Raw genomic sequence first — 13,605 nt, 5'->3', positions numbered from 1 at the left:
GGGTACCCTTTCACCTCCACAATTAGAGTCTTTCTGAAACCACGAGTAAATTTAGGATGAGGCCTGTTTAAGCCAATCATCCCTCAGACCCGTTAGAATATTCAAAACGTTGGAATAACTCAAAAATGGCACCAAAAGAGAAAATCCAAAAGACTCACACTCAATATCTATAGGAAGATAAAAATCAAAGTCCTCTCTTTCACTAGAGAAAAAACTTGCATTCAAATGACTTTTTATAGCAACAACCTCCTCAAAAAGAACCTTGCGAACCTCATCTTTTTTCGAAACAAAAAATCCATCTACACATATATCTAAAACGCCGCTCTCAAGTTTTACAGAACAAAGCAACTGCCTTTCATCTGCAACCTCATAAAAACGCCCTCGACCCGATGCATCTAGTTGCCTCATTCTTTTTTCAAGGGTACGACGTATCTTCACTTCTCAAGCCCTTTTAAGAACCCTTTCAACCCTTCTCGGGTAGCGGGGAAACTGAAGGAAAAATTTTGCTTAACATTATCCACACTACCCGTACCCAACATCGCTCCTTCCTCAGTTGCATAACGGCCTTTTAAAGTAATTTTCTCTGCCCCTTGAGACTGCGCATAGTTGAGCATCTGTTTCAACGGGCCAACCAACTCAGCTGCACCATCTGGCCCATAACCAAAATACCCCTTTGAAGTGCCTACAGAAAAATCGTTAAATATTATCTCACCATTACTCAGACTAACCTTAGGAGAATAGATTGTTCCTATACCATTCGCAGCATCAAAAGAAGCAGAGCCCAAGTTTTTAGAGGTATTTTTTGAACTATCTGACTCACTATACATCCCCCCCGGATTCAGCTTGTGCTCCGGAGTCACATAGGCGCCATCCTTCTGCACCCCATCCAGTTGAGTACCGCCGGTATGTGGCGTTGTAACAACTCCGCCACCCTCAGCGTAGCCTCCACTGGCAGGAATCCCTCCTGACGTATCAACAATCGGATTGACCAGCTTTCGGTTTTCGTCATCAAGCAGGTGAATTGGAAACGCAGTGAGGGTTACCAACTCCCAAAACCTCATCGAAATTTTTAGCTGCCTCTGCACCTCTTCCTTTGCAACACCACCTGCTTCTTTAGCGCTTTCAACAACCGAGTTGGCTGTGTTACGCATATTTTCTTGAGTCTGGGGTAACGCTCCTGAGTAAACCAACGCCAACGCTAAGGCCCCCATCATTCCTAAGCCAGGAGCAGCGGCAAGATTTAACGATCCATTTGAAGGGTTCTTTAAACTGGCCAGCATTTCTGCCAGCTCCAGTGACTTCTCCGGGCTCTCGCGGGCGATATCCTTCATCCGAGCGAAAAGAAGTCTGGCCCCTTCCCCATTCGCTTCGCCGACTTTCGCCCGGATCAGATAATCCATACCCTCCGCACGCTTGTTCTCATCCTTACTGACGAGTTTTCGAGCGTTTTCACGGATCACCAGCACGTTATTCACATGCCTGGATGCAAACTCGATATCACTTCCCGCTGTAAGCAGCACGACCATACTGGCCATAAGCTCGTCGAGCTTTAACATCGCGTCTCGACTGTTCTCCCCATACAACTCAACACTCTTCTTCCACTGCTCATACGTCTTCTTCGGGCTCGCCACCGCCCCAAGAGAAGAACTGCTCGCATACAGATCCGTACGCGACTCCTCATCCTTGGTGATCTCATACGCCTTGTTCACATCCCGGTTCAGCCCGGCCGTTGAATCGGCTCCGGTTTCGGCATCCTTGCGCACCACGATCTCGCCCGCCCCGACGGTGGCGCGGACGATCTGCTCGCGGTCCTTCTGGTAGTCCCAGCCGCTGACGCTCCAGCCGGTTTCACCTTCCTTGCCTTTGCCCACCTGGCTGCTGTCTTGTGTGGTACCACTACCGGAGCTGTAGGTGCCGCCCACGTTCAGGTAATAGCCGTGTTCCTTATCCTTGCCGGCGATATCGCTGAAGCCCAGGGTGCCGGTGTCCAGCTTGAGGTTGCCGTTGTCGGCGGCGATCAGCGCGCCGTCGATCTGGGTGTGGTTTTCGGTGCGGATATCGACCTTGTTCTTGCCAGTGATGCGGGTTTGCTCTTCAACCCAGTTGGTCTTGCCGGTGGTCTGGCCGTAACCGACTGAGCCACTGACACCGGCACCCGGGCCGATGGTGGCAGTGACGCTGATGTCGAATTCCTTGCCCTTGACCTTGCCGGTATCGGCAACCGAAGCGACGTTCAGATCGCCGCCCACACGCCCAATAACCTCGTCACCACGCAGGTTGCCACCGGCGATGGTGGTGTCCTTGCCACTGGTGAAACCTAGACGGTCCCCGGCATAGAGATAAGCCTCTTGATGGCGCTCGCCCTCACGCTCCAGATCGCCCTTACCCAAGCTGACACTGGCATAGAAGCCGATGCCTTTCTCGGTTCCCACGGTGATGCCCACTTCCCCACCACCACTGTTGCGGTTGTTCTCGCTGCTGTGGTCGTTCTGCGCGGCGCGGATGTTCAGGTCGTTGCCAGCATCCAGGTCGATGTTGCGTCCGGCCTGGGCCTGGGTCCCGATCAGGTTCAGGTCGTTGCTGGCCTTGAGGTTGATGTCGCGCCCGGCATCCAGTTGGGTGGCGGTGGAGGAACCTTGGCTGCTCTCGGTGCTGGCGGTGCCGAAGCTGCCGCCGACGCCGATCTTGAAGCCACCGCTGGTGCCGCCGTGGATGCCGCCCCACATCTCGGTGTTGCGGGTTTCCTCGCTGATGCTGCCTTTGGCCACATCCAGGGTGACGTCGCGCCCTTTGATGTTGATGTCGCGCCCGGCACCCAACTGGCTGCCCTTGACGGTCACGTCGTTGTTGGCCGTGAGGTTCAGGTCGTTGCCGGCCTGCAGGGTTGAAGAGCGGTTGCTCTGCTCGATGATCTCCTGGCTGCTGCTTTGCCTGCTGTTGCCAAGCTTGACGTCAGCGGTCGGCCCGGCGAGGAACTGGCTGACCGAGTCGACGGCCTTGAGGGTGCTGGAGGCTTTGCTGGTGTTGTTTTCACCGTCGCCGGCGCCGTTGACCGCGTCCTTGGTCTTGCCATAGTTGTGGTTAATGGTGACACCCAGGCCATTGCGCTCGCTTTCACGCTGCTGCTCGGTCACCCGCACTTCCCGGGCGGCGTCGATCTTGATGTCGCGGCCGGCCACCAGATTGATGTCGTGATCGGCCCGAAGGTCGGAACCGATCTGATTGATGTCGCGCTTGGCGTTGACCGACAGGTCTGCACCGGCGCTGATCTGGCTGGCGGCGGCGGTCTGGATTTCGACGCGGTTCTTTTCCTTGTTGCGCTCAGCACCGGCAAAGAAACTCACACCGTTGTCGTCACTGCTGACGCCAACGCCGACTTGCTTGCTCTTTTTCCAGTCCTGCTCCGCCGAGCTGTTCTGTGCCGCGACGACATTGACGTCACGTCCGGCGTCGAGGCTGACATTGCGCCCGGCGCTGATGCCGCTGCCCACCACGTTGATGTCGCGCTCGGCCTTCAGGCTCGCATCGCGCTCGGCCAGCACCTGGCTGCCCACGCTGGTGCTGCTTTGCGCCTGGCGCCCGGACTCCTTGGCCGAGGCAAAGGAGACGCTGGCCCCAGAGGAGGAAAGCCCGACCTTTTTCTTGTACTGCTCGCTGCGGCTATAGGCGGTGTCGTTGGCCGAAACCAGGTTGATATCACCCGTGTCCTTGACCAGCCCGGCACGCAGTTCCACATCGTTTCCGGCGGTGGCTTCACTGGCCCGCAAGCGGATATCGTTGCCCGCAGCCACCACCACATCGTTGCCAGCGCTCAGCTCGCTGCCGACCTGGGTCGCGGTGGTTTGCAACTGGCTCTTACCGCTTTTGGACAGGCCGAGGAAACCAGACTTGGTCTTCTTGCTGTAGGAGCCGTGTTCCTCGACGCCGGAGAGGATCGCCACATCGCCGGTGGCACCGACCATCAGGTCTGCACCGGCCTTGAGCTGGCTACCGATCACCGTGACGTCGCGGCCACCGTTAATGCTCATACCGCCATCGGCTTTCTTGCTGGTGTTGAGGGTCAGGTCTTTCCCAGCCTCGACCACAGAGGCGATGTTGGTGCTGTGGTAGCTCTCCTGCTGCTTGCTGCTGCTACGCCCGAGGGAGCCTTTGCTCTTCTTCGAGTAGAAAGAGGCGCTCTCGTCCTTGGCGGACAGCAGATTGAGATCGCGAGTGGCGTCGAGCGCGACGTTTTGCTCGCCCTTGACTTTACTACCCAGCAACGTCAGATCCTTGCCTGCGCTGATAGCGACATTGCCACCAGCCGCGACACTGGCCCCTACCTGCCTAATATGGTCTTCCTGACGGGTGACTTTCTTGCTCTTGCTGTAGGAATGCTGCTCGTCCGCTGCGGAGGCCAGGGTCAGGTTCTCCGTTGCAGACATGGTGATGTCGCGTTCAGCCTCGATCGTGCTGGCGATGGTGGTGATATCGCGACCTGCTTCAACCTTCAAATCACGGCCAGCACCCACTGTGGAACCGAACTGGGTGATGGTTTTGTTCAGGTTACGCTGGGTTTGCTCCAGATTGAGTTGCTCAACCGACGCAACATTGATGTCACGACCAGCCTTGAGGCTCAGGTCGCTACCGCTTTTCAAACTACTGCCAATGTTGCTGATATCACGCCCCGCCTGAAGACTCAGAGTGTTCGCAGCTTCAATACGAGCGGCACTGTCCATCACATCATTTTGATTGTGGGACCTGCCAGATTGACTTTCCAAACGGGTGGACGTCCGCTCGTTGATCACATCCCCTTGAGTAGCAGTGACGCTCACGTCACGCCCGGCGATGATGCCCCCGGCCTTGTTCACCAAGGTGTTGCCCGCAAGCAGGTCCAGGCGGTTGCCGGACTCAACAAGGCTGCTGTTGATCAGATGCTGTCCTGCCTGGGCAGACAAATTGTTGGTTGCCCGCAGTGTGCCGGCGTTTTCCAGGTTTTTCCCTGCGATCAGATTCAGGTCATTACCGGCAATCAGCGCGCCATTGGGTGCCAAGCGGTTATTGGTTTGGGCCAGGTACAGCACGGGAACCAGAACTTGCTCCCCGTTGACCTCTGCTTTTTCCAGCCAGACGATGTCGTGGGTCAGAGCCGCTACTTGCTCCGAAGTCAGACTGACACCCACCGACAAGCTAAGTGAGTCTTTGCTCTTAATAGCGTTGTCCATGAGGTACTTGAACAGTTGCTCATCGCTGTTCTGACCATTGATAAAACGCTGACCTGTGCGGGCAACCACGGCCTGCTGGATCAGACGTTGCTCGTAAAATCCGTCACCCAAGCGCTTAGCGCTCTCCTCAGGGTTATAACCAAGATTCGACAGCAAATAGTCCGAACTCATGAACTGTTTGAGATCGGTAAGGGCCGGGTTGGTTTCGATCAGGTACTTGTGCGGTTGCGATCGAATGGAACTGTCTGGGAGACCCTGTACGCGATTCAGGCTTTGTGAGCCAAGCGATGTCACCTGATTGCCTGCAGGATCGATTTGTTGCAGATCCATTAACGAGATGCGCCCTGCAACGTCGCTTACCGGTACAGTGACATTAGTCGTAGCCCCATCGGCAAAGATATCGATACTTTTATGATCGCTCTGAAGTAGCTCTGGAGTGCTGGCCAACGCCAATGTGGAAGCATCGATCTGAGTCTCGCGCACTGTGGCAGGTAACGCTGACTGGTGTTTTTTAAGACTAACTAACGCACTGCTCATGCTCCAGTTCGAGGGTGCCTGGGGTACTGCTGCACTCCCATCTTGTTGACTTAAGCGGAACAAACCGTTCTGACCAGAAGGCAAATTGAACCCTGGCAAGGTCAGCGGATTAATTTGCTGCTGCGCAAGATCGGGAGTTAGCTGTTTATTTAAAAGAACAACTACAGGCGCGACAGACTTTCCAACTTTCGTATCTACACTGCGAAAGTCTCCACTTACACTTTGAGTAAACGACCGCTCCACTCCATTAGAGACCCTTTCAGTTGCAGCAATAGACACACCACCGCCAGCCTGAACGATTGACGAAATAAATTTCGATCCCGTATCCGCCACTATTTTTTCGAAAGTTACGTCAGCACCTTTAAATACAGCTGACGCCTCAGAACTTACACCATTTACATATCGCCCAGATGGAATAGGCAGCGCTCTATCAAGATGCCCAACCAAGCCACCAATATAGACCCAGGCACTTCCGAATATCTGCCATGCTTTAGCCTGTTCTCCCTTTGCTCTATTTGTAATAGCGATTCTTATAGGCGCCATTGTTTCAGAACCCGCCGCATTCCAAAAATGCACACCCCCATTGTAAGTCGGGTCATTGATCGAGTTATAGGTCAAAGCCTCAGCCCAGAGAGCTTTATTGGACGCATTCAAATTCAGATACTTGACTGACTTGTAGCCACTCAGAGAAGTCCCAATATTTGAAAAAGACTCAGACCTTATAGAAACATCACCCCCCGCACTAATCAAGGAGTTGGAATTTACAACATCCCCTCCAAAAACTGAGATATGACTACCCGAAACCAGACCCGCTTGCCTTGGCTCTTTACCAACTATACTTTTTTCGCCATACGTTTCCACCAACACAAAGTGCGAGCGTGGACCGCCACTACCTTTGGTAATATCGTAAAAACCATTACATTCGTAACAACGAACACCAACGTACCCTGACTCCAACTTTGAATCGGCATAAAAATTATCACGCTTGTTTACAACAGTATCAGAAAAAACAGAAAGATCGCCCACACTTTCTATCACCCCCGAAATATTCTCCAGCAATGCCGCCCGAGCGTTCCGTTCATTTTTTGCAATGTAAATACTACCCAAGCTGTAAATATCAGAGTTCTTATTGGTCAAACTACCAACATACAGGTTCATGTTAGAACCACTAAAAACAAACCCGTCTATGTTTTGCAAGTTTTCAGTAACCGCTTTAAATACTTGCGAGCTACCCAGAGAACCATGATTACTGATAGTTCCCGCTTCGATCATCAAGTCAGCAGCAGATGTCAGGCGGCCCGCATTATTTAGCAAACCATTGACGTTGATTGTTGTGGTATCTCCCCCCGCCAAGCTCCCCGCACTGGCCAGGTTCACCTGCGCCGCACTCAGCCCCAAGGTGCCGAGGCTACTGGCACGCCCTCCACCGCTGTAGGCGCCACCCAAGCTCAAACTCAGGCTGCCGTCACTTGCAATCAGCCCGTCGTTCGACCAGTTCTGGCCCGTGCCCACCAGGCTTTCGGAAGCCAGAAGCTGGCCACCCGCGGTCTGGTTGAGGGTGTTGACGTTGACCGTCAAGCGGCCAGCCTGAATCACGCTGCTGTTGGTCCAGGTGTCGGTGTTCAGCGTCAGGGCGCCACGGGTGACGAAGGTGCCGCCCGCCCGGGTCAGGTTGTCGGTGCTGATGTCGAAGGTGCCGCTACCGGCGTGCAGGACGCTACCGCCTTCGTTCAGAAAACTGCCGACATTCAGGGACAGGTCACTGTTGGCGGTTTCCAGGGTGCCGGCACGGCTATCGAACACCCCGCCGATCTGGAATTCAGTTTTGCCGCTAGTGCCCAGCGCACGCAGCTGTCCCCTGCGGTTATCCACGCTGGCGGCGTCGATGGTCAGGGCATGATCGCTTTCGATGACGCCTTTCTGGTTGTTCAGGGCGCCGCTGAGTTTGAGGTCGATCTGGCTACCAGCGACCTGGCCGCGGACATCGCCGCTGTTGTCAAAACTGCTGGCACTGACGCGGACCGCCTGCTTCGCATACAGACCGCCATCGCGGTTGTCGAAAGCGCCGGTGCTGATGAGGACATCACCGGTTTGCGCCGAGAGGCGGCCACCGTTGTTGTTGATACCGGCGCTGACGAGGTTCAGGGCTTGCGCCTGTATCACCCCGACCTGACGGTTGTTGTGCAGATCGAGATCGTTACGCAGCCAGCCACCCAGGGCTTTGGCTTGCAGGATGCCCTTGAGACTGGACAGGGTGCCACCACGGTTGTCGATGGTGCTGGCCTTGATATCGAGATCTCCCGCCTCGGCGATGACCGTGCCGCTCTGGTTGTCCAGGTCGCCACTGATGTCGAGGTTCAGGCCAGTCTTGCTCTGGATCGAACCTTTGCCGTTGTCGAGGCTAGCGGCCTGGAGTTGCAGCTCGGCGTTCTGGCTATGAATCAGGCCGGCGTCACTGTTTTGCACCGCGCCCTCAGTGGCGAGGGTCAGCTTGTGGTTGGCCACAATGGCGCCGTGATTACGGTTATCCAGGCTGCCAGCGAGCAGGTTCAGCCAGCCCTCGCTGGCCAGTTCACCGCCCTGGTTGTTGATCTGGGTGGCACGCTTGAGCAACAGGGATTCGGCGCTACCCAGCTTGCCCTGGTTATTGATCAAAGCGCCGAGCAGGTCGAGGGTGACCGCCCCCTTGCTGATCAGCATGCCGTTGCTGTTGTCGAAACGAGTGCCAATCAGGCTAAGCGCCTGCTGCGTGTTGATCGTGCCGCTGGTGTTGTCGAGGGTTTGCACATTCAAGCCGAGCGCCGCGCCGCTATCGATCAAACCGCCTTGAGCGTTGCTGAGCAAACCACTGACGTTGAGGGTCTGCCCGGCAGCGCTTGAGAGGGCACCATGGTCACTGTTGTCAATGCTGGCTGCGGTAACGCTCAGGGCTTGCTGGCTAACCAACGCGCCGCCACCACGATTGAGCAGACTGTTGGCGAGACGGGCATCGACATTGCCATAACGGCTGGACACCGTGCCGTTGTTACGGTTATCCAGATCGATACCTTTAATCTCCACCCCTTGCCAGCCGGATATCAGGCCGCCCTGGTTGCTCAGTTGGTTGGCATCCAGGATCAGGCTCTGGTGGCTGATCAACTTGCCGCCGTTGTTGTCCAGCGTGCGAGCGACAAGGCTGAGGTTTTCAGTGGTGGAAATCTCGCCACCCAGGTTGTGCAGGTCCCGAAGGTGCTGAATGCTCAACGGACCGCTGCTTTTAATGAAGCCGTTCTGGTTGCTCAGGTCGCCCGTGGCCTGGCCCAGGTCGATGGCAACGGCAGCGCCCGAGAGTGAGCCGCGGTGGTTATCCAGGCCGTGACTGTTGAGAGTCAGCGTCGTGCTGGCGTCGATCAGCCCTTGCTGCCGATTGCTGAGCTGGCCGTCGATGTTCAACAGCAGGTCACTGCGACTGGTCAGGGTGCCTGCATCGTTGTCCAGGCTGGCGGCACGAGCATCAATAGACTGCGCCGCGATCAGGCCCTTGAGGTTGCTCAAGACCTGAGCGATACGCAGAGTCAGCCCCTGGTTGCCGAGCACCTTGCCGCCCGTGTTGTCGAGGCTTTCGGCGGTCAGGGTAAACGCCTGCGCGCTGGAAATTTCACCGTCCTGGTTATTCACCTCTTTGAGGTTTTTCAGGCTCAGCAGCGGGCCGTTGATCAAGCCCCCCTGGCTGTTCAACCGGCCATGGTTGAGATCCAGGTCCACTGAGGTCTGGCTCGACAGCTTTCCACCCTGTTGCTCCAGCCCACTCACCGTGGCGCTCAGGGCCTGATTGCTGGTGAGTTCGCCACCGTCCTGGTTGGTCAGTTGCTCGGCATGAATATCGAGGGTGTCGCGGGAACTGACATTGCCGCCATGACTGTTATCAAAAGCCCCGGTGACGATCTTCAAGGGCCCGGCACTGCTCAAGGTGCCTGCGTGGCGGTTATCCAGGCTCAGGCTCTGCAGCGTAAGGCTTGTATCGGTCACCAGTTGCCCGCCCTGATTGTCCAACGCTCCCAGGCTGGTAACGCTGACGGAGCCGGCGCTGCTCAGGCTGCCTTGACGGTTGTCTAAGCTCGCGACCTTGACGCTTGAGCGGCCTTCGCTGCTCAGCAAGCCCTGGCGATTGATCAGCTCGCCACGAAGGTCAAGATCAAGGTCTTTCTCGCTGATCAGGCTACCGGCACTGTTATCGAGCTTGCTTGCGCTCAGGCTCAGTCCGCTCTGCGCACGCAGCTCGCCTTTGTTGCGGTTCAGAACCTGATCGATTGTCAGGTTCAGGGCCTGTCCAGCTACCACCCGTGCGCCATCACTGTTGTTCAGTTGCTGGCTCTCTAGGCTGATAGCCGCCTTGCTGGAGATTTCACCGCCGCGGTTGTCAATGTCTCCAACCTTGAGTTGTATCCCCTGGGTTGCACTGACCAGGCCACTGCTCTGATTGTCCAGAGTGCTGCCATCAAGCTGGAGTGTGCCTTGGCTAATCAACAGCCCCTTGCGGTTGTTGATTTGTGCGACCTCGATAACGAGATCACTCTTGCCGGACACCTTACCCTCGGCGTTGTCCAGGCTGGCGGCGCTGAGCCGGGTAACACCGTCACCAACCAGGGTGCCGCCCTGGTTCAACAACTCTCCGTCAACGGCAACGCCGGTAACGCCACGGCTGCTGAGCATGCCCGTGCGGTTATCCAGGCTAGCGCTGTGCACCTGCAGAGCAGCGGCGGAAATATGGCCTTTGACGTTAGCCAGCGCCTTGTCGATGCGCAGGGTCAGCGCCTGGGTGCTGATGAGTTTACCGGCGCTGTTATCGAGGTTGTTGGCGGCCAGGGTGAAGGCCTGGGCACTGGAAATCTCGCCGCTCTGGTTGTTCACCCCATTGAGGTTTTTCAACATCAGCAGCGGTCCATTGATCAGGCCCTGCTGGTTATTCAACTGGCCATGATTCAGGTCCAGGCTCAGCGAGGTTTTACTGAACAGCCGCCCTCCCTGTTGGTCAAGACCGGTCACACTGGCCGTCAAGGCATGGTCGCTGGCGATGAGGCTGTCAGTGCCGTTGCTGACCTGCTCGGCCTTGAGGTCGAGGCTGTCCTTGCCGGTAAGGTGTCCGCCTTGAGTGTTGTCGAAGGCTCCCGTGTTCAGGCGCATCGCCCCGTTCGCACTGATTTTGCCCTGGCGGTTGTCCAGGTGGGCGCTGCTCAGGTTCAAGCCCTGATCGGCGCTGATCGAGCCCGTCTGGTTGTTCAATGCACCGCGGCTGGTCAGCTTGATTGCGTCATTACTGAATACTTGGCCGGCCGAGTTGTTGATGTCTTTCGCCGTGAGGTCAATGCCACCGTCGCTACGCAGGCCGCCACGAGTGTTATCCAGTTCGCCGCTAAGCAACAGGTTCAGACCCTGTTGGCCAGACAGTTTGCCGTCGCGGTTATCCAGGCGCTGGCCTTGCAACGTCAACTTGCCTTGGCTGAACAACAGACCCTTGTTCTGGTTGATGACCTGCGCGACCTTGAGCCCCAGATCAGTACCCGACAACACCTTACCGCCGCTGTTGTCCAAGTGCGTGGCGGTCACATTCACGCCTGCCACGCCGGTGATTTTCCCTTCCTGGTTACTGACCTCTTCAATATTGAGCTGCACGGTTCGATCAGCACGAACCTCGCCACTGCGGTTATCCAAGCGAGCAGCAGTCAAGGTCAGTAGGTCCTTGCCACTCAACAGACCGTCTCGGTTATCAAAACTACCCGTTTCTAAATCCATCGCGCCCTTGGCGCTGATCTGCCCCTTGCTTCGATTATCCAATAGCCCGGTGATACGCGCAGTCAGACCGCCATCGCCGATCACCTTGCCGGAATGGCTGTTGTCCAAGCTGGCAGCATGCAATTGGGCAACAGCACCACTGGAAACCTCGCCCAGATTGTTGTTCAACGCACCGTCAACACTCAGGCTCAGGTCGCTCTGGCTGGTGAAGGTGCCGGACTGGTTATCCAGCGCAGATACCCGTGCCGTCAGCCCATTGGCCGAGATCACCCCTTGGACGTTGCTCAACGCCTGGTCCAGGCGCAGCACCAACGCTTGATCGCTAAGCAGTTTGCCGCCACCGTTATCCAGGCTGCGGGCGTTCAAGGTAAACCCCTGTTCGCTGGAGATTTCACCGCCTTGGTTGCTGACGTCAGCAAGGTCTTTCAACACCAGGCTCGGGCCACGAATCAAACCGCCCTGGTTATTCAGATGACCGTTGTTCAGGTCCAGGCTCAGTTGGCCAACGCTGGTCAAACGACCGCCATTGCGCTGGTCCAGTCCCGTCACGCTGGCGCTCAATGCCTGGTTGCTGGCAATACGTCCGGCATTGCTGTTGTCGACCTGACCGGCCTTCAGCTCCAGAGTCTTCAAGCTAGTGAGCTGACCGCCCTGATTATTCAGGTTGGCGACCTGGACCTTCAGGTGCTCGTGGCTGTTGACCAGCCCGCCCTGGGCGTTACTCAGTTGGCTGACCACAAGATCAGCGCTACCGCTACTCAGCACCCGTCCCTGGTTCTGGTTATCCAAGGTCTCGGCGCGGAGGTTAGCGCTCCGCCCTGCACTCAAAGTGCCGCCCTGGTTGTTCAGGGTCTGGGTGGTAGTGACCGTCAAATCACGGCTGGCCACCACGCTCTTGCCGCTGTTGTTCAGGTTTTGCGCGTTCAGCGTGACATTGCCGCGCTGATTGCGGCTGTTGTCGGCATTGACCCCGGCTTCGATGATGCCGTGGTTGCTCAGTTGGCCGCCGCTGCTGAGGCTGATGCTGTCGCCGGCGGCGAGGGTTTTCTGGTTGATCAGATTGTCTTGGGTGTCGATCTTCAGATCAGTCCCGGCGTAGACCGCGCCCTGGGCATCGAGGCTGCCGGTCTTGATCGCAACCGCGCCCTTCTCCGCGCTTGCCTCCACCATGCGCAACTGGCCATTGGCATCCAACTGAATATCGCCGCCGCTGGCGATCAGTTTGCCGTCGAGCTTGACCCCGACACCGGCCTCAGTACCCACCAACTTGATGGCCCCGGCGTACATGCCGCCCAGGGCTGATGAGTCGATCGCCAGTTGCGGCGCATCCGCCGGGTTGGCGGTCCGCGCCGTGGCGTTCAAGGTCTTGGCGTCAACATCGTTGGCCCCGGCGATCACCGCCAGGTGCTTGGCCTGGATCTCGGCGTTGATCTTGGCGCTGCGGGTGATGATTTCGAACTGGTCGATATTGCTCGCGTTGAGCCCCGCGCCTTCAATGGCGACGCTGCCTTGATCCACCTGGTAACGCTGGAGCTGGCCGTTCTCGATCACCGGTTTGCCGGTGGTCAGGGTGGCTTTCGGGGTGTTGATGAAGCCGCAGCCGTTGCAGCTGACGCCGTAGGGGTTGGCAACGATGACATGAGCCGACTGCCCGGCCACCTCGGTGTAGCCCTTGAGCTGGCTGGGGCTGCCGCCGTTGACCTCGTTGAGGATCACATTGGCCGCGCGGCCACCCAGGTTGGGGTTGCCGAGGATGATGCCGCCGAGTTGGGTTTCCTGGGTGCGGTTGATGGCGTTGTTGAGGATCACGCCCTGCTGGCCGACGTTGTAGTCACTGAACTGGTTATGGGACAAGCCACCGCCATTGGGCGCGGCGATGTTGACGATGGGCACGCCATTGCCGGCCTGACCGAGGCTGGTGCCGCTACCGTTAACTACGATGCCGTCGGCCATCACCACCAGCGGCTGCCAAAACATCATATTGGCGAGGATGAACGCCAGGCCGCGTTTTGGCAGGCCCCAGAAGGAGTCGCGCGATTGCAGGGCAGCCGAAGGCTGGCGGGCCAGGAAGGCGAGTTGGCGAACGTCCATG

General features: G+C 57.0%; 2 protein-coding genes. Both read right to left on the bottom strand.

Translation table 11 applies throughout. The features are described 5' to 3' along the window. Positions 1-51: 51 nt before the first annotated feature. The gene (locus WIN67_RS08005; RefSeq protein WP_339070908.1) at positions 52-438 is read right to left on the bottom strand and encodes a hypothetical protein; all 387 of its coding nucleotides are present in this window, start codon (positions 436-438) and stop codon (positions 52-54) included. Continuing rightward, positions 435-13,604, bottom strand: coding sequence for a hemagglutinin repeat-containing protein (locus WIN67_RS08000; protein ID WP_339070907.1), 13,170 nt, complete (start codon positions 13,602-13,604; stop codon positions 435-437). The genes WIN67_RS08005 and WIN67_RS08000 overlap by 4 nt, the downstream gene beginning before the upstream one ends. Between the last annotated feature and the right edge of the window lies 1 nt (position 13,605).

This window comes from Pseudomonas idahonensis, assembly GCF_037903935.1.
In the GTDB taxonomy this organism is placed as follows: Bacteria; Pseudomonadota; Gammaproteobacteria; order Pseudomonadales; family Pseudomonadaceae; genus Aquipseudomonas; species Aquipseudomonas danubii.
Note: the sequence above shows the minus strand (reverse complement) of the source record. Positions and strands in the feature narration are given on the sequence as shown.

Coding starts and splice junctions, on each gene's coding strand:
- WIN67_RS08000 (WP_339070907.1), bottom strand. CDS start 13,604: ATGGACGTTCGCCAACTCGCCTTCCTGGCCCGCCAGCCTTCGGCTGCC.